General features: G+C 66.3%; 14 protein-coding genes and 1 pseudogene. 11 read left to right on the top strand and 4 right to left on the bottom strand.

Going from position 1 to position 18,014, the window contains the following annotated elements; translation table 11 throughout:
• Nucleotides 1-15 precede the first annotated feature (15 nt).
• Nucleotides 16-1,257 (bottom strand): efflux RND transporter periplasmic adaptor subunit, encoded by a 1,242-nt coding sequence (locus ACP15H_RS23395; protein ID WP_425068533.1) that lies wholly within the window; start codon nt 1,255-1,257, stop codon nt 16-18.
• Between the two features lie 121 nt (nt 1,258-1,378).
• Between ACP15H_RS23395 and ACP15H_RS23390 the strand changes: the two genes are divergently transcribed.
• The 4 genes from ACP15H_RS23390 to ACP15H_RS23375 are packed head-to-tail and all read left to right on the top strand — an operon-like array spanning nt 1,379 to nt 5,469.
• A complete protein-coding gene (locus tag ACP15H_RS23390) occupies nt 1,379-2,062 on the top strand; it encodes a response regulator (protein ID WP_425068532.1) in 684 nt (227 codons plus the stop codon).
• Nucleotides 2,059-3,423 (top strand): ATP-binding protein, encoded by a 1,365-nt coding sequence (locus ACP15H_RS23385; RefSeq protein WP_425068531.1) that lies wholly within the window; start codon nt 2,059-2,061, stop codon nt 3,421-3,423. Before ACP15H_RS23390 ends, ACP15H_RS23385 begins: the two co-directional genes overlap by 4 nt.
• Before the next feature lie 55 nt (nt 3,424-3,478).
• The gene (gene dinB / locus ACP15H_RS23380; RefSeq protein ID WP_425068530.1) at nt 3,479-4,558 is read left to right on the top strand and encodes a DNA polymerase IV; all 1,080 of its coding nucleotides are present in this window, start codon (nt 3,479-3,481) and stop codon (nt 4,556-4,558) included.
• Between the two features lie 5 nt (nt 4,559-4,563).
• Nucleotides 4,564-5,469 carry an NAD-dependent epimerase/dehydratase family protein gene (locus ACP15H_RS23375; RefSeq protein WP_425068529.1) on the top strand — a complete coding sequence of 302 codons (906 nt, stop codon included), beginning with the start codon at nt 4,564-4,566 and terminating at the stop codon, nt 5,467-5,469.
• Here the strand turns inward: ACP15H_RS23375 and ACP15H_RS23370 are convergent.
• Together ACP15H_RS23370 and ACP15H_RS23365 are read right to left on the bottom strand one after the other, a co-directional pair.
• Nucleotides 5,466-6,374 carry an aldo/keto reductase gene (locus tag ACP15H_RS23370; protein ID WP_425068528.1) on the bottom strand — a complete coding sequence of 303 codons (909 nt, stop codon included), beginning with the start codon at nt 6,372-6,374 and terminating at the stop codon, nt 5,466-5,468. The genes ACP15H_RS23375 and ACP15H_RS23370 overlap by 4 nt on opposite strands.
• Nucleotides 6,375-6,410: 36 nt before the next feature.
• Nucleotides 6,411-9,638 carry a hypothetical protein gene (locus ACP15H_RS23365; protein ID WP_425068527.1) on the bottom strand — a complete coding sequence of 1,076 codons (3,228 nt, stop codon included), beginning with the start codon at nt 9,636-9,638 and terminating at the stop codon, nt 6,411-6,413.
• A 191-nt stretch (nt 9,639-9,829) separates the two neighbouring features.
• Here ACP15H_RS23365 and ACP15H_RS23360 point away from each other — a divergent pair, with 191 nt between their 5' ends.
• The 7 genes and pseudogenes from ACP15H_RS23360 (at nt 9,830) to ACP15H_RS23330 (ending at nt 16,429) form a co-directional block, all read left to right on the top strand.
• Entirely contained in the window at nt 9,830-10,024 is a 195-nt protein-coding gene (locus tag ACP15H_RS23360) for a hypothetical protein (RefSeq protein WP_425068526.1), read from the top strand.
• Nucleotides 10,025-10,092: 68 nt separating this feature from the next.
• Nucleotides 10,093-10,650 carry a carboxymuconolactone decarboxylase family protein gene (locus ACP15H_RS23355; RefSeq protein ID WP_425068525.1) on the top strand — a complete coding sequence of 186 codons (558 nt, stop codon included), beginning with the start codon at nt 10,093-10,095 and terminating at the stop codon, nt 10,648-10,650.
• 68 nt (nt 10,651-10,718) lie between these two features.
• On the top strand, nt 10,719-11,240 hold the full coding sequence (locus tag ACP15H_RS23350) for an RNA polymerase sigma factor (RefSeq protein WP_425068524.1): 522 nt from the start codon (nt 10,719-10,721) through the stop codon (nt 11,238-11,240).
• 68 nt (nt 11,241-11,308) lie between these two features.
• A pseudogene (locus tag ACP15H_RS23345) lies at nt 11,309-11,485 on the top strand (FecR/PupR family sigma factor regulator); the annotation flags it as partial.
• Nucleotides 11,486-11,497: 12 nt separating this feature from the next.
• Nucleotides 11,498-12,301 carry a FecR family protein gene (locus tag ACP15H_RS23340; RefSeq protein WP_425069957.1) on the top strand — a complete coding sequence of 268 codons (804 nt, stop codon included), beginning with the start codon at nt 11,498-11,500 and terminating at the stop codon, nt 12,299-12,301.
• Between the two features lie 113 nt (nt 12,302-12,414).
• Entirely contained in the window at nt 12,415-14,880 is a 2,466-nt protein-coding gene (locus tag ACP15H_RS23335; protein ID WP_425068523.1) for a TonB-dependent siderophore receptor, read from the top strand.
• Between the two features lie 28 nt (nt 14,881-14,908).
• On the top strand, nt 14,909-16,429 hold the full coding sequence (locus tag ACP15H_RS23330) for a PepSY-associated TM helix domain-containing protein (RefSeq protein ID WP_425068522.1): 1,521 nt from the start codon (nt 14,909-14,911) through the stop codon (nt 16,427-16,429).
• A 10-nt stretch (nt 16,430-16,439) separates the two neighbouring features.
• Here the strand turns inward: ACP15H_RS23330 and ACP15H_RS23325 are convergent, their stop codons facing one another.
• Entirely contained in the window at nt 16,440-18,008 is a 1,569-nt protein-coding gene (locus ACP15H_RS23325; RefSeq protein WP_425068521.1) for an ABC transporter substrate-binding protein, read from the bottom strand.
• Nucleotides 18,009-18,014: the final 6 nt, after the last annotated feature.

Below are 18,014 nucleotides of genomic sequence, written 5' to 3'. Positions count from 1 at the left end.
GCGCGCGCCGGGCCGTCAGTCGCGCTTGGCCGCGCGATCGATGAAGAGTGTGCCGCTGGTCACCACGTTCTCGCCCAGGGCGAGGCCCTTCTTGACCTCGACCATGCCGTTCGCGGTCGCCCCGACCTCGATCGCGCGCGACGCGACGGACTTGTCCTGCGGATTGGCAACCCATACGCGGGCGTTTGCGCCCTCATAGACGACAGCTTCCTGCGGCACGGCCGGGTTGGTCGTCGGCTCGCCCGTCACGATGCGGAAGCTGGCGAACATCTCGGGCATCAGCTCGCGATCGGCGTTGGCGATCTCGGCACGGACCGGCAGACGGCGCGTATTGGGGTCGAGCGCCGGTGCGACATAGGCCAGCTTGGCGTTGAAGACGCGGCCCGGATGGGCCAGCACGGAAACCTCGACCGGGGCGCCGACCTTCATCTTCGGCGCGTCGGATTCGCGAACATTGGCGACCAGCCAGACCGTCGAGAGGTCGCCGATGTTGAATACGGGGTCGGCGGCGCCGGCGTTGATGTACTGCCCGAGGCCGATCTTGCGCTGGATCACGGTACCGGCGATGGGCGCCGACACGATCGCCTCCGCGCCGATATGGTCGACCTTCTCCAGCGCGTCGATCTCGGTGTCGGTACGGCCGAGGATGCGCAGGCGGTTTCGCACCGCGGCCAGTGCGATCTCGGAGGAGCGCAGGTCGCCCTGCGCCGCGACGAGGTCGGACTGGGCCTGTTCGAGATCCTTCAGCGAGCCGCCGCGGATCGCCAGCAGTTCCTTCTGACGCCTCTCGAAATTCTGCGCCAGCGCGAGCTTGGAACGTGACTTTTCGACGCCGGCGACGGCGCTCACGAGATCGTTCTGCCCCTGCACGAACTCATTGGCCTCGATCGCGAAAAGGGGATCGCCGCGCTGGACGCGCTCACCCGGCTTGGCGATGAGGCGCGTCACCCGGCCCGAATAGGGCGAGAAGACCGGCGTCGTCGTGTCTTCGTTGATGCCGATCTTGCCGTCGGTCGCGCGCTCGTCGCGGAAGGCGGCGGCTTCGACCGGCGCGATGCGCAGGCCGGCCCACTGGGTCTCGCTGGGCCGGAAGGCGCCATCGCCCTCCACGGCCAGCGCCGGTCGAATGAGGGCGTTGGTGGGGCCGGTGTCGAGGGTCCATACCGCGGCGAGCGCGAGGGCTACGATGCCGGCGCCAGCGAACCACAGGCGGGCGCGGCGCGGACGGGCGGGGGAGGTTTTCGGCGCAGTGGTCATGGCGGGGAAGCTAGTCGTTTCACATTACGTGCGCCTGACTTGCCGCCTGGATGACGGTGCGACGATGCTGGCCGTGCTAAGCTTTTGATTATCGAGACTACGCCGGGGAGGGCGGACGTCCATGAGAGTCCTTGTCGTCGAGGACAACGCCGAGCTCGTCGCCCTTCTGGTCAAGGGCCTGGCGCGCAGCGGCTTCTCGGCGGATTCAGTCGGCAATGCCGGGGATGCAGAGCATTCGCTGGCCGCCATGCGCTACGCGGCCATCGTGCTCGATCTCGGTCTGCCCGACCAGGATGGGTTGTCGCTGCTGCGGGGCATTCGCGGGCGCGGCGATTCGACGCCGGTTCTCGTCCTCACGGCCCGTGACGGGGTGAGCGACCGCGTCAACGGCCTGCGCGCCGGTGCCGACGATTACCTCGTGAAGCCCTTCGCCATGGAAGAGCTGGTGGCGCGCCTCCAGGCGCTGCTGCGCCGCCCCGGCAATCTGCTCGGTCGCCAGCTCACCTTCGGCAACGTCTCGCTCGAGACCGAGGGACGGCAGGTGTTCGTCGACGGGACGGTGCGGGTCTTCCCGGCACGGGAAACGGCGATCCTCGAAATCCTGCTGCGGCGCGGCGGCCATGTCGTGCCGAAGCGTCTGTTCGAAGACCAGCTGTTCGGCCTGTCGGGTGATGTCGGCTCGAACGCGGTCGAGGTCTATGTCCACCGTCTGCGCAAGATGCTGGTCGACTGCGGTGCCACGGTGAAGATCCATACCGTGCGTGGCGTCGGTTATCTTCTCGCCGAGGAAAAGGCCCCCGCTTGACGCGGTTCCGCTCGATCATCTCCCGTGTCGTCGCGCTGCACGTCGTGGCGATCGGCGTCACGTCCATCCTGATGCCGCTGGCGCTCTACTGGCTGCTCAACGAGGCCGCCAACAGCCTCCATCGCGATGCGTTGCGAGCCCAGGCCCTCACGATCGCCAGCTTCCTGCATCCGCTGCCCGATGACCGTGGTGTCACGCTGGATATTCCGCCCGAGGCCCGGCCTATATATTCGGGCGAATACGCCCTCTATGCCTATGCCATTCTCGATTCGAAGGGGAACGTGCTGTTCACCTCGCGTCCGGAGGATGCACCGCTTTCGGCGGCCAACGATCCGCTGACCAACGACTCGTTCTCCCGGCGCCGCAGCAAGGGCACTGTGCTCATCGGGGTCAACGTGCCGCGCGCCATCGGCGACCGACTCTACTGGATCCAGGTCGGACAGGATCTGGCGCACCGCGACGTGATCATCGACGATATCGTCGCCTCTTTCCTGCCGCGGGTCGCCTGGATCACCTTCCCGATCCTCCTGCTCCTTCTGCTGATCGACATCATGATCTTCCGCCGCGCGCTCGAGCCGGTGCGCGCCGCCTCCGATACGGCGGCGGCGATCGGCCCGACCACCACCGACATTCGCCTGTCGGAGCAGTCGATGCCGAGCGAAATCGTTCCGCTCGTCCATGCGGTAAACCAGGCGCTCGACCGACTGGAGGCGGGCTTCCGTGCGCAACGCGAATTCACGGCCGACATGGCGCACGAGCTGCGGACGCCGCTCGCCATCATGCGCGCCCGCGTTGATACGATGGAGGATCTGCCGCTGCGTCGGTCGCTGGAGGCCGATATCGTCAACATGACGCGAACGGTGAACCAGGTCCTCGATATCGCCGAGCTCGAGGCGTTCGTCGTGGATGGCGATTCCAAGGCCGACCTGCAGGCCGTCTGTGCCGACGCGGTCGCCTTCATGGCGCCGCTCGCGGTCGACAGCGACAAGACGATTGCCCTGACCGGCGTCGAAGCGCCGGTGTGGGTGCGCGGCCACGCCGAGGCCCTGTTCCGGGCGGTTCGCAACCTGGTCGAAAACGCGATTCGCCACACGCCCGCCGGCGGGACGATCGAAGTCGATGTCGCCGCGGACGGAACGGTTCGGGTGCTGGACGAGGGTCCAGGGGTGCCGCTCGCCGAGCGAGAGACGATCTTCAAGCGCTTCTGGCGGCGCGACCGCGCCCGGCCCGAGAGCCGCGGACTGGGCCTTGCCATCGTGACGCGCGTCGCCGCCGCTCACGGCGGCACCATCTCGGTCGACGACCGGCCCGGTGGCGGCGCGGTCTTCACGCTTCGCCTGCAATCCGCGCCTCCGGTGTGAGCCGCCGGCGCCGGCCCCACGGGACCTGGCTCGAGGACCGGCCTATACTCCGGCCATGGCGGAAGAAGAGATCCGCAAGATCATCCATGTCGACATGGACGCCTTCTACGCGTCCGTGGAGCAACGTGACGATCCTTCGCTGCGCGGCCAGCCGGTCGCGGTCGGCGGGCGTCAGCGCGGCGTCGTGATGGCGGCCAGCTACGAGGCGCGCAAATTCGGCGTGCGCTCCGCCATGCCCTCGGTTACCGCCAAGCGTCTGTGCCCGGAACTGCAGTTCGTGAAGCCGCGCTTCGAGGTCTACAAGGAAGTGTCGCGCCAGATTCGCGAGATCTTCCTCGAATACACGCCGCTGGTGGAGCCGCTCTCGCTCGACGAGGCCTATCTCGATGTCACGACCAACCTCAAGGGCATGCCGCTGGCCTCGGAGATCGCCCGCGAGATCCGGACGCGCATTCTCGAACGAACGGGCCTCACCGCCTCGGCCGGCATCTCCTACAACAAGTTCCTGGCCAAGCTCGCTTCGGATCATCGCAAGCCCAACGGGCAGACGGTGATCCCGCCGGAAAAGGGACCGGCCTTCGTGGAGGGATTGCCGGTCGGCCTTTTCCACGGCGTCGGTCCGAAGACGGCGGAAAAGATGAACCGGCTCGGCATCCACACCGGCGCCGACCTGAAGGCGCAGCCGCTGGAATTCCTGCAGCAGTATTTCGGTCGCTCCGGCACCTATTACCACGCCATTGCGCGCGGCCACGACGAACGTCGCGTCGTGCCCAACCGGCCGCGCAAGTCGGTCGGCTCGGAGACGACCTTCATGGAGGATCTCGACCGGCCGGCGGCGGTGGAGGACGGCGTCGCCTCGGTGCTCGAAGATGTCTGGTCCTATTGCGAGCGCACCGGCATCGTCGGCCGTACCGTGACCGTGAAGATCAAGTATGCCGACTTCAGGATCGTGACGCGCAGCAGGACGCTCGAAGAGGGTGTCGACAGCCGCGACCTGCTGGAACGCACGGCGCGCGAGCTGGTGCGCTCGATCTTTCCGCTCGAAAAGAAAGTACGCCTGCTGGGCGTCTCGCTGCACAACCTGCACCAGCGCGAAGAGCGCAAGGCGTCGCCCCAGATGACACTGGCTCTCTAGGAGACATGACCATGAAGATCTTCATGACCGGTGCGACCGGCTATATCGGCGGCACCATCGCATCCCGCCTGCTCGACGATGGCCACGAGATCCGCGGCCTCGTTCGCGACGCAGAGAAGGGCAGGAAACTCGCGGCCTTCGGTGTCGAGCCGATCATCGGCGGCCTCGACGATGCCGCGATCCTCGCGGCCGAAGCCCGGCGCGCGGATGCCGTGATCAACGCCGCCAACAGCGATCATCGCGGTGCGATCGATGCGTTCCTGGAGGCCCTTGCCGGTTCGAACAAGCCGTTCCTGCATACCAGCGGCTCCAGCATCGTGGCCGACGATGCCCATGGCGATGTCGCCTCGGAGAAGATCTACGACGAGGAGACGCCGTTCGAGCCGGTGCCGGGCAAGCAGGCACGGGTCGACATCGATTGCACCATCCGCGACGCGAGCCGCCGCGGCGTGCGCTCCATCGTCGTGTGCCCGACCATGATCTACGGCAACGGGCTTGGACTGGCGCGCGACAGCGCGCAGATTCCCGGTCTCGCGAAGCGGGCGAAGGCATCGGGCGTGGTGCGCCATGTCGGGCAGGGGCTGAACATCTGGTCGAACGTCCATGTCGAGGACGTGGCCGACCTCTATCGCCTGGCGCTTGAGAAGGCGCCGGCGGGTTCCTTCTTCTTCGCCGAGAACGGCGAGGCGTCCTATCGCGACATCTGCGCGGCGATCGCGCGCCGCCTGAAGCTGGGCGAGCCGCAGGCCTGGCCGTTCGAAGAAGCGGCGAAGGAACTCGGAGAGAACAGTGCGGCCTACACGTTCGGCTCCAACAGCCGCGTCCGCGCCCGGCGCGCCCGCGGCGAACTGGGCTGGCAGCCCAAGCACGGCTCGGCGACGAAATGGATCGAGACGGAGCTGCCGCTCTAGGCGGCGATCTCGTCGATCATCTTCCTGCGCAGGGCCGCGTCGGGATAGGCGCCGAAGCCGGCCTGCAGATTGTCCGCCATGTGCTCGGGCCTGCCGGTGCCGGGAATGACACAGGTGACGGCCGGATTTGCCAGCACGAACTTCAGCAGGATCTGTGCCCAGCTCGTGGCGCCGATCTCGCCGGCCCAGTCGGGCAGCTTGCGACTGAGCAGCTTGCGCAGGAGCCCGCCGCCGCCGAACGGCTGGTTCACGATCACCGCGATGCCGCGCTCCCCAGCGAGCGGCAGGAGCGTGCGTTCGACCGCGCGGTCGTCGAGCGCGTAGTTGATCTGCACGAAATCCCATTTCTCCGCCCGCATCACGCTTTCCAGCTCGTCGTGGGCGCTCTGCGTATAGTGAGTGATCCCGAGATAGCGGATACGGCCCTCGGCCTTCCAGGCGCGCAAGGTCGGCAGGTGAGCGCGCCAGTCGACGAGATTGTGGATCTGCATCAGGTCGATGCGATCGGTCTTGAGAAGTCGCAGGGAGTTGCGCATCTGCGCGATGCCGTTGTCGCGGCCCGTCGTCCAGACCTTGGTGGCAATGAAGGCCCTGGCGCGCGCGTCGGCGGCGGTCAGCAGATCGCCGACGACGGTTTCGGCCGACCCGTACATCGGCGAGGTGTCGATGACCGACCCGCCGGCGTCGAACAGCAGGCGCAGCACTTCTGCCAGCGGGGCGCGGCCGGCCGGCTGGGCGCCGACATCGAAGGTGCGCCAGGTGCCGACGCCGACGACGGGCAGCATCTCGCCGGAGGAGGGAATCTTGCGCTGGTGCATGCGTGCGCCCGTCTGCGCGGCCGTGCGTCGTGCCGCAAGGACGCTGGCGCCGGCAAGGCCGAGCAGGGCTGAACGCGTCAGGGGCATGAAACTCTCCGCGACCTCGACGTTTCCATGGGTCGATCAGGCTATCGGTATCTGAAAAGTATCGCCGGCGATGCGCGGATCGACACGGTGGCCATTGACCGTAACCTTGGGCTCACGGGCAAGCCCCGAAACCGTGATCGTCGAGGCCAGGCCGTCCTGGCCGGGCTTGGGCGTATGGTCGATCTCGACCTCGTGCGCCCAGGGCCGGTATTCCAGACGCATCAGGCCGATTTTGCCGTCGGCGCGAAAGCTGGCGCCGTCGCGCGTCGCGAGCGCGAAATCCTGAGGGTCGGGCAGCGGATTGTACGCCACAACCGCACCGCTCGACGGATCGGCGATCAGGTACGCCTTGCGCCCGCTCTCGGTCGTCAGCACCGTGCCGGCCTTTTCCAACCGGCCGGTGGTGCCCTGCTGCGCCCAGAAACTGTCGCGATCGAGCCCCGGCGGCAGGTAAGGCCAGGCGCCGTTCAGCCGGCGATAGGGGATCGCCTTCTGCTGGGCGCCGCCCTCCAGCGGATAGTTGATCGCCGCGGGTTGGGCGAACTCCGTGGAGAAGCCCGCCTCCATCAGATCGCCGCCGCTGCGATAGGTGACGTCCATGACGCGCTTGGCGGCGTTCCACTCCGCCTTCAGCTCGGCGGCGCCGATATGGCGGCGGAAGGCATCGAAGCTGCCATGCTGGGCCTCGTCGCCCATCTCGAGCACGAAGCCGCCATAAGTGCGCGACAGGATTTCCCGCAAATCGAGCGAAGAGACCGGCACCGGCTGTGCACGGCGCAGATTGAACAGGGAGATGGTGAGGGCAGGCCCCACCAGCGCGTCGTTCGGTTCGGCTTCTGCGGCAATCCCCGGCGCGATCTCGATGCCGGTGTCGCGGCCGAGATCGGTCGAGGGCAGTGGAAGGATCGCGAGGTAGCTCACGCCGTCGCGCAGGAACAGGCGCTGACCGGCCGGCAGCTTCTGCGGAAACGAGTCGAGGCGGCGATCGCCCGCATGGATTTCCCAGCCGGGTGACGCCGCGAAGTTCCAGAGCCCGATCACCGTCGCCAGCGCGGCGATCCTGTTGGTGGCGGCGTCGAGGAAGCGCTCGCGGTTGCAGTGCGGTGTTGCGAAGACGATGGCGCGGTTGCGGCTCTGGAAGGTGAGGAGCAGGCCGGCCTGCGGGATCAGCCCTTCGCGCGTCGTGGTGAGGTTCGGCGTATTGGCCGAATAGCGGGCGGTCAGCATGCCGCGCTCTGCCGGAGTCGTGGCGGTCCGTGGGGCGCGCACCCACTGGCCGACGAGATCGACCGTGCCGCCGCGCATGTCCTGGCTGGCAAGCCCGTGCCAGCGGCCGAGATAGGTTCGCTTCCAGAGGGGTGGCTTGTAGATGCCGCGCGTCGTCTCGGCGGAGGTCTCCTCGCAGGGCTGGGTGCGGTCGTCGATCGGGCCGGATACCCAGTCGGGTGCCCACGGGGCTGCCAGGCTCTGCATCGCCACGCGGCCCGGCGGGAAATCGTAACCCCAGGCCGGCATGTCATGCACCGTGCCCTTCGCAGTCAGGTCGAGATGATTGACGACTCCGGCCTTCGATACGGTGTGGAGCGCCCCGTAGATGCCGTCCTGTTCCGCGAGGACGCCCGAGAGGCGGACGCGGGTGCCGGAACAGACGAAGCGGCGCAGCGCCGGATGATAGACGCTGATGAGCAGCTCCAGCGTGCGATCGACCAGCACGCGTCCCATCAGGCGGTCGAGCGGCGTCGGTCCATAGTCCCTGAACAGCTTGAGGGCGCTCAGGGTGATCGACAGGTAATAGGGGTCGAGCATCTCCTGCGTGCTGCCGTCGAGGAAGCCCCAGAAGCGCAGCGGCAGGTTCTCGAGACCATGCCGCCCATCGCCCATCGCATGAGAAGAGCCGATCATCGCGCCGCCGAGCAGGGCGCCCATGGCGGCAGTGTGATTGAAATTCTGCGTGCTGACGGCGTAGTTGTAGCCGTCGCGGAAGAACGACGCGCGACCGTGCCAGTCCTTGTTGCGGCGCCAGTAGTCGATCGCTTCGGGACCCTGCGGCGACACGAATGCGGTGGTCGGCAGGTCGGGCTGCAGCCAGGCGGTCCAGTAGGCCTTCAGGTGGTCCTGCACCGGCTCCGGCAGCAGCTCGCGGAACAGGTGCCAGATGAGCAGCAGGTCGGCGATCTCCCAGCCCATCCAGTAGCGCGGCGGAATGGCGAGCAGCTCCTTGAGCCGGCTTTCGTACGCGCTCGGCGCGTCGGGCCCGCCGACCTCCGCCCACGGGCTGACATTGTCGCCGCCGACGCGTTGCAGTTCGCGGATGCGTGCGATCTGCCATTCGGGGCGTTGCTCCAGGGTGCGACTGGCGGCGCGCGCCCGCTTGGCAATCTCCTGGATCGGCAGGAGACGAGCCGTCGGCTGGCTGCCGTCGGCGGTGCGGGGCAGGGCACGCTCCGCATCGGGTGGCGATGTGATCGCAACCGTGCGGCCGCCGTCGAGCTGCCGCATCGTGAACTGCAGGCGCGCGGATTTGAACTTCAGCCCGTGTCCGCCGATCGGCATCGCCCATTCGTAGGCATTGCCGGGTTCGCGATAGCGCGTGTCGTAGGTCTCGAGCTTGCGCAGCAGGAAGCCGCAGCGCTCGGCCATCAGCAGCCGGGTCGAAGGATCGCGCGCAAGGATGTCGGTGGAGAAGAAGCGCGTGATGTCGAAGCGAGCCGAGGGCTGCTGCAGCGACAGTTCCTGCGGGTCGAGAATCCCATCGAAGCGGTCGCGTGTCGGATCGGTCGCGCCCCAGCGGCCCCAATAGCGCCTGCCGTTGATGCTCGCATTGAAGGTCGGACCGATTGCGGCATCGGCGACCCAGGGCTGGCGTAGCGGCCACGCCACGATGTGCCAGGTCGGCGGATCGTCGGTCCAGAGCTTGCGGCCCAGCCCTTCGCGACAGGTGTAGCCCTCCGGCACGATCTCGTATCCATCGTAGCCCAGCACCAGTTCGGCCCTTGCCAGCACGCGACCATGCAAGAGGTGCAGCGCGATGGCATCGGCGGCCCCCGGGAAGCGCAGAAGGACGGAGCGATGCACGCCGTCGACCGTATGGCCGCCCGGTATCGGCCTGTCCCAATCGCGACCATCGATCGTTGCCGTCTCGATGCCGCTGACAATCACCTGTTCTTCACGGCGTGCCTGCGCGCTCGCCGGGCCGGCAGCGAGCATCGCGGCCGTGATCCCGGCGCTGCGCAGGAAGCGTGAGCGGGTGAGGTCACGTGACATTTCGATGTCATTGTTCAGCAACGATGAGCGCAGCACCAGCAAGGAAAAAATGCTGACGCCATATTGATGCCGTACGCAAAGCGTCTGCTCCAACTCACGGATGTTTCGACACTCTTGGTCATTGTCTTCTCGCCATGCCGACACCATCTCACGACCGATCGCAGATGCTTCAGCCTGAAGGAGACCGCGCCATGCCCGAGCCCTTCGTCGTCGAAATCTGGGGAAAGCCCGCCGGCGTCGTCCTCAAGGAAGGCAATGCGTTTCGCTTCCATGCCTTCACGCGTCCCTTCTTCGCGTTGGAAGGGCACCAGTTCAATACGCCGGGCCAGGCGCGCCTCGCGGCGGCCAAGCTCCAGCCGCCGCGCGAAAGCCTGCGCGCGGATTAGTGCCTTTCGCCTTGTCGGTCGCCTGAGGGGACGCTAGTCCACATCACGACCGACAAAGGAGGAAAGTGGTGATCAAGCGCAAGCAGCGTATTCCGATTCGTGACCTCTCGACCATGAAGGCGGAGGATCGCGAGGCCATCGAGAAGAACGCCCTGAACGGCCAGGTGTTCAACATCTTCAAGGTGATGGCCAATCACCCCGCGCTGACGAAGCGCTGGACGCCGTTTGCCGGCCACATCCTGTCCAAGCAGACCCTCCCCTTCCGCGATCGCGAGCTGCTGATCCTGCGCATCGGCTGGCTGAACCAGGCCGAATACGAATTCGCGCAGCACGAGCTGATCGCCAAGAGGGGCGGCGTCACGGATACCGACATCGCCAATCTCAAGGAAGGGCCCAAGGCCAAGGGCTGGAACGAGCACGAGGCGGCGCTGATGCAGCTCGCCGACGATCTCTTCGAGAACTCGGTCGCCTCCGACGCGACCTGGGCCACCCTGTCGAAGACCTACTCGACCGAGCAGCTCATGGACGCCGTGTTCACGGTCGGCCAGTACAATCTCGTCTCCTGGGCGCTCAACAGCTTCGGCGTGCCGCTCGACGACTTCCTGCCGGGCGCCCAGAAGAAGTAAGTCTGCGTTAGTATTTGCGAGTCATTCGCAAGTAGAATAGACCGGTCCCAGGATAGCGAATCGGGACCATGGGGCGGCACGACGTATCGGCTTTGATCGCGAGCTTTCGCGAGAACTACCAGGATCTGCTGCGCTTCCTGACGCGGCGGACCGGTAATGCCGAGCGTGCCGCCGATGTGGCCCAGGATACCTATGTCCGGCTGGCGGCCATCCCGCCGACCAGTCTCGACATTCAAAATCCACGAGCCTTCGTCTATCGCGTCGCCGGCAATCTGGCGATCGACACGATGCGGCGCGAAGGCCGGATCGCGGCCGACCTCACCCTCCTCGAAGCGGCGGAAACGGTGCCCGATACGGCACCGTCTCCTGAGGCGAGCGCGCTTGCCCGCGAGCGGCTGCGTCTGCTGGAGGCAGCGCTGGACGAGTTGCCGTCGAAACCGCGTCTTGCCCTGTTGCTCAGCCGGGTCGAGGGGCGGTCCTTCGTCGAGATCGCCGGCCAACTCGGCGTGTCCGAGAGCATGGTGGCCAAATACATCGCACAGGCGCTCCGTCATTGCCGCGACCGGCTGCGACGCAATGATAACGGATAAGTTACCGGCAGCCGCTGCAAGCCGGCACTCCGTCAATCGTCGTTGAGTCGGGGGTAGAGTCACGTCGAATGTCGAATGAGGGGGAAGAACCAGTCGTCGCGTCGCCTTCTCGCGACCGAGCGCTGAGCGACGAAGCCATCGACTGGCTGGTGCGACTGAGTTCAGGCCGCGCTACGGTGAACGATCGGCAGGCGTTCCTGGATTGGCGCGAGCGGTCGCCAATGCACGACGCTGCAGCAGCTGAGGCGGAAGCCCTGATGCGCGTCGTCGCGGAAACCCGACAGGCCGACACGCTGCGTCGCGGCGTCGTACCGCTGTCGCTGTCTCCCCCGCCGCGGCGTGTCAGCCGACGTACCGTATTTGCAGGTGCGACGGCCGCCGCCGCTTCCGTTGCGGTCGTCACCGTCGGGCTCAACGTGCTGGGACCTCTTTCCGGCTTCTACGCGGATCACGCCACCGCTGTAGGCGAGCGCCAGCGTGTCGTCCTCGCGGACGGTTCGGTCGTTACGCTCAACACCGCCACCGCGCTCTCGGTCGACTATTCGGGCCATGAGCGACGTATTGCCCTCCACGACGGCGAAGCGCTGTTCGAGGTCGCCAAGGACCCCAATCGTCCATTCATCGTGATGGCGGGAAACGGCCAGGCCCGAGCGGTCGGCACGGCCTTCGTCGTGCGGCGCAAAGACACGTGCGAGCAGGTCATCGTCACCGAGGGCACGGTCGAGGTCACGATCGGGAAGGCCGCGCCGGTCCGACTGGAAGCGGGGCAGAGACTCGGCTTCGGCGAGGGCGACGGGCAGAAGGTTCGCACCGTCGACGTCGACGCTGTCACGGCGTGGCAGCGTGGCAAGCTCATCTTCAATCGTCGGGCGCTGCAGAGTGTTGTCGAGGAACTGCAGCGCTACCGCCGCGGACGGATCTTCATCGCCAACGAAGAACTCAAGACTCTTGAGGTCACAGGCGTCTTCGACCTCGACGATCCTGATCATCTGTTGCGCACGCTCGAGGATACCAGCAAGGCCCGGGTCATCCAGATGCCCCTGCTGACGATCATTCGCTGAGCGCGCTGCAAGTTCGCCGTCATCGATTCGTCTTACCTTCAAGACGGTGAGACTGAGAAGCACTCCAGATCAAGGAGCTCGCCTGCCGCCGCCGCGTAGCTTTGGGGGACGACATGCTGGTTTCACGTGTGCTGCTCGCGTCGACGATCGCAACCGGCCTGTGGTGGCCCGCCCTGGTCGAGGCGCAGGGTGAGTCGGGACGGGCGCCTCGGACGCAGGAACAGGCGCAGGCGCCGCGCACCGTGACCTTCAACATTCCCGCGCAGGACCTCGATACGGCGTTGACGCGGCTTGCGGATCAAGCCGGCATTCGGCTGCTCGGCGCCTCGGGAGATCTGGCCGGCAAGCGCACCGCCGGCCTGTCGGGGACCTACACCGTGGCGCAGGCGCTCAATGCCTTGCTGACGGGAACCGGCGTCGGTTGGCGCTTCAGCGAAGCCAATACGGTGGTCCTCGAAAAACTCGGCACCGGCGCGCAGGTGCCGGGTGCCCTGCAGCTCGACCCGGTGCAGGTGCAGGGCATGTTCCCGGTGCCGTCACAGGCGATGATCGACAACGTCCCGCCGCCCTACGCCGGCGGCCAGGTCGCCAAGGGCGGCCAGCTCGGCGTGCTCGGCAATCGCGACGTGATGGACACGCCGTTCAACCAGACCAGCTTCACGGCGAAGAAGGCACAGGACCAACAGGCGCGTTCGGTGCGTGACGTTCTGGTCGACGACCCTTCCGTTCGCTTCTATGTGCCGGACGGGGGCATCGGCGCCGAACTCATCAACATCCGCGGCTTCAATATCCAGAATAATGCCTGGACCTACGGCGGCCTGTTCGGGCTGCTGCCGACCTACTCCGTGATGCCGGAGATGGCCGAGCGTATCGAGGTCCTGAAGGGGCCAAGTGCGATGCTGAGCGGGATGTCCCCATCCGGCGCGATCGGCGGCACTGTCAATATCGTGCCGAAGCGCGCCGGTGATGCGCCGCTCACCCAGGCGACCCTGAACTACAATTCGGCCGCGCAGGTTGGCGGCGCCGTGGATGTCGGCCGACGCTTCGGCAATGACCAGCAATTCGGCGTGCGGTTCAATGGCGCCTATCGCGCGGGCCAAACAAACATTCAGTACAATACTGACGAGCGCCTGCTTGGCGTTCTCGGTTTCGATTATCGTGGCGATCACGTTCGGCTCTCCGCCGACCTCGGATACCAGTACGAGTACACAACAGGCGTGGTGCCCTATCTGGGCCTCGCCGCCGGCGTGCAGCTTCCCTGGGCCCCGAACGTCCGCAACAATCCCGCAGCTCAGGCATGGAGCAACAAATGGACCAAGGATGCCTTTGCGGTCCTCCGTGCCGAAGTCGACATGCTCGAAACGGTGACGGCGTTTGCGTCGTTCGGCGTTCACGACAGCCGCTACGGCCAGCTCTACAGCACGGACATCGTCACCATCACCAACCAGAACGGCGCGGCGCGAGGATCTCAGGCCGTCCAGAATTCCTATGCCCAGGTCCTGACAGGCGAAGCAGGGGTGAGGGCCCTCGCCACGACCGGTCCCATCTCGCATGAGTTCGTGTTCAGCGGGTCGATCTACGAATCGGCAAGCGGTATCGCGTCCGTGGTCGGCGCGGCCTACAACACCAACATATACAATCCGATATACGTGGCGCCGGCCGGTCTCGCCAATCCCGCCGCCAACAAGACCGCGACGCAAAGTCTGCAGAGCCTGGTGATTGCCGACACCCTGTCTGCCGTCGACAAGCGCATCCAGCTCACCCTGGGCGCGCGCCTGCAGCAGGTGGGGGCCTCGAACTTCAACGTCATCACCGGTGCTCGCACGAGCAGCTATGAGCAGACCGCACTGAGCCCGTCCGTCGCGCTCGTCTTCAAGCCCTGGCAGAACATCTCGCTGTACGGCAACTTCATCCAGGGGCTGCAGCAGGGTACGACCGTCGGCACCGCCTTCGCAAATGCCGGCGAAGTTTTTCCGCCGTTCAAGGCGACGCAGTACGAGGTCGGCGTGAAGGCCGACTGGGGCAAGTTCACGACGACGGCCAGTCTCTTCCAGATCACCCAGCCGAGCATCCTGACGAACACCGTCACGAATACCCAGTTCCTGGGCGGGGAGCAGAAGAATCAGGGCCTTGAGCTGAACGTCTTCGGCGAACCTCTGCCCGGCGTTCGCCTGCTGGGTGGGGCGATGTTCCTCAATGCCCTGCTGACCAAGACACAGGGTGGCGCAACCGACGGCTGGACGGCACCCTTCTCGCCGAACCTCCAGCTCAGGGCGAGTGTCGAATGGGATCTACCGTTCGTGCGTGGTCTCACCGTGAACGGCCGCGTCGTTTACACCGGCTCCCAATACATCGACACGACCCTGCCGCGGCGCAGCCTGCCGGACTGGACGCGCTTCGACATCGGCGCTCGCTACGTCTTCGATACCGACAACAGTCCGACCGGCAGTCCCGTGGCCATTCGCTTCAACGTCGAGAATCTGTTCGACAACAACTACTGGGCGGGCGGGTCTGGGGCTACGACGCTGTTCCTCGGGGCGCCGCGGACCTTCCGTCTGGCGTTGACCGCGGACTTCTGAGGCCTTCGCCGTGTTGCGGACGACGTAGATGGGACCGACGTTCCGGGGGGCGATGGGCTGGCTTCATACCTGGACCGGTGTGGTGCTGGCGGGGTTGCTGTTCGCCATCTTCTGGATGGGCACGCTAAGTGTCTTCGATCGCGAGATCGACCGATGGATGATGCCCGCGACGCGGCTGTCCCTGCCGGAGAATCCCCTCCCGCTCGATGCACTTCAGCCCCTGATCCAGGAGGCGGCTGCGGAGCGCGCACCCTTCTGGTCCGTCCTGTTGCCGACCGACCGGATGCCAATCTTTCGTGTAGCATGGCGCACGCCGTCAGGACCGGTCGTGCGCTATCTCGATCCCGTCACGGGCGCTTCGTTACCCGATCCGGGCACGCTGGCCGCCACCCAGTTCCTCTATCCGTTCCACTACAATCTGCATATCCGCTTCGCCCAGATCGGCTCGTGGCTGGTGGGATTTGCTGGCATGGCGATGCTGGTCCTGTGCGTTTCCGGCGTGGTCATCCATCGCAAATTCTTCGCCGACTTCTTTACGTTCCGGATTGATAGGCAACCGCGTCGCTCGATCCTCGACGTCCATAATGTCGCCGGCGTGCTCGGCCTGCCGTTCCACATCGCCATCACCCTGTCGGGCCTGATCATCTTCTATTCGGTCTACTTCTCGTCGGTGTGGCAGGTTGCCTACCAGGGCGACCGGCGCGCCTTCGGCGCGGAAGCCTTCGACCTGTTCGATCGCGCGAAGGCGAACAAGCCCGGCACGCTCGCGTCCCTGGACGAGATGGTCGCTCAGGCTCGCGCAGGCTGGGAAGGCGACGTACCGCGCTTCCTGACCGTGCGTAATCCCGGCGACGCCGCGGCGGTTGTGCAGGTGAGCCGCGCGAACGACGATCGCGTGCGCGCCGCGGCCGATGTGGCGTCCTTCGACGGGACGACGGGCCAACTGCTGCACCAACGGATCGGCGCGCAGCCGGTGGTGACGGCCTCACGCTTCATCTCCGGGTTTCATCTCATCCAGTTCCGCCACTGGACTCTGCGGTGGCTCTACTTCGCGCTCGGCCTGCTGGGCTGCATCCTCATCGCAACCGGAGCCCTATTCTGGCTGGAATCACGCCGCCGCCGGCATGCGCAGCTGGGGCTGCGCGGCGTGCACATCGTGGAAGGGCTGACGATCGGCTCCGTGGGAGGCATTCTTATCGCGACGCTTGCATTCTTCGTGGTCAATCGCCTCCTGCCACTCGGCGTGGCGCCCCTGGGCCAAGGACGCGCCGCGCTCGAGATCTGGGCATTCTATCTCGTCTGGCTCGCGACCTTCGCCCATGCCTGGGCACGGCCGGCACGCGCGTGGATAGAGCAGTGCTGGCTCATCGTGGCTTTGGCCGTTGCCGCCGTGCTGCTGAACTGGACGACGACCGGCCATCATCCCGGGCGCACCTTGGGTGCGCGCCATCTGTGGCCGGTCAGCGGCATGGACCTGATGCTGCTGCTGGCTGCCGCGCTGGCGGCATGCGCAGCGCTCAAGCTCGGGCGGCGGAGGCGAGCCTCGTAGACGCGCGAGCTCAGCGCTTCGCGATCTCGACGTTCCAGAAGACGGTCGTCGAGGGAGGGCGGATCCAGCCCTTCGTGCGGGCGCTGACGGCCGACGCGCTGTACCACTCGCCGAGTGGATAGTGCGTGCCGAGCTGCAGGGCGCGCTCCTGGATCTCCTCGGCGATCGCCTTGCGCTTCGTTGCATCCGGCTCCAGCGCGAAGGCCTCGCGCATCGCCTCGATCCGCTCGTCGCACGACCAGCCGGCAGAAGCCTTGTCGCAGGCCGAGTTGAGGAACAGCGAGGTGATCGGGTTCGCGACGTCGATCACGCCGGTGCTCGACAGGGTGATGTTCCAGCCGCGATCCTCGGGAGGCTCCTTGCGCATCACGCGTGCCAAGTGCGTCTGCCAGTCGGCCGGACGCATGTCGACCTTGAAGCCGACCCGTTCGAGCTGCGCCTTGGCGACGGGGCCGAGATTGGCCAGCGAGGCGAGGTCGGTCACCTGCAGCAGCACGATCGGCCGTCCATCGTAGCCCGCCTCCTTGAGAAGCGCCTTGGCCTTCTCGACATTGCCCTCGAGCAGGCCTGACGTACCCTTGTCCGACGCCAGCGGCGTGCCGCAGCCATAGTAGGTCTTGCAGAGACGCCAGAAATTGGGATCGCCGACGGCGGCGTCGAGGAAGCCCTTCTGGTCGATGGCGTAGCCCAGGGCGAGCCGCATCCGGGGATCGTTGAAGGGCGGATGGAGCCAGTTGGGTCGCAGCGCGTACTGGCTGGCATAGGCGCCGCGCTGCACCTCGATACCCTTGCGCTTCTCGACCAGCGGCAGCAGATCGTGCGCCACCGATTCAAGCGCATCGACCTCGCCGTTCTCGAGCGCATTCACCGCGGTCTGCGGATCGGCGATCGATACCCATTCGACCCGATCGACCTTGGCGACCTTTCCGCCCGCATAGTTGGCCGGCGGCTCGGTGCGCGGCACGTAGTTGGGATTCTTAACGTAGACGACGCGGTCGCCGGGCCGCCATTCGTCGGCCTTGAACATGAACGGGCCGGAGCCGGTCGGATCCTTGATCTGCTGGGTGGCCGGCGCGTCGGCCACGCGCTTGGGCATCATGAAGGGCACGACACCGGCCGGCTTGGCCAGCGATTCGATCACGAGGCCGTAGGGCCGGGCGAGTTCGAGGCGGATCGTCTTGGCGTCGGGCGCGGAGAGGTCCTTCACGTTGGCCATGAGCTTGAGGCCGACCGGATCGCGGCTGCCCCAGCGCTTGAGCGAGGCGACGCAATCCTCGGCCGTCACGGCAGCCCCGTCGTGCCACTTCAACCCGTCGCGCAGGGCGAAGCTGTAGACCAGCCCGGCCGGATCGACGCTCCAATTCCCCACCATCTGGGGCTGCGGCTTGAGATCGCCGTCGAGGCCGAACAGTGTGTCGTAGACGAGGTAGCCGTGGGTGCGGCTGATCTGTGCCGACGCCCAGATCGGGTCGAGGATCTTGAGATCCGAATGCATGACGATCTTGAGCGTCGATTGCGCAGCGGCCGGCATCGCAAGCGCGAGCCCGGCGACGGCGCCCAACAGGGCCTTGAAGTTCATGCGTCC

Origin of the sequence: Reyranella sp., from assembly GCF_965249915.1 — a bacterium.
GTDB lineage: Bacteria > Pseudomonadota > Alphaproteobacteria > Reyranellales > Reyranellaceae > Reyranella.
The sequence above is the reverse complement of the archived record's forward strand: the minus strand, read 5'-3'. Positions and strand labels throughout refer to the sequence as shown.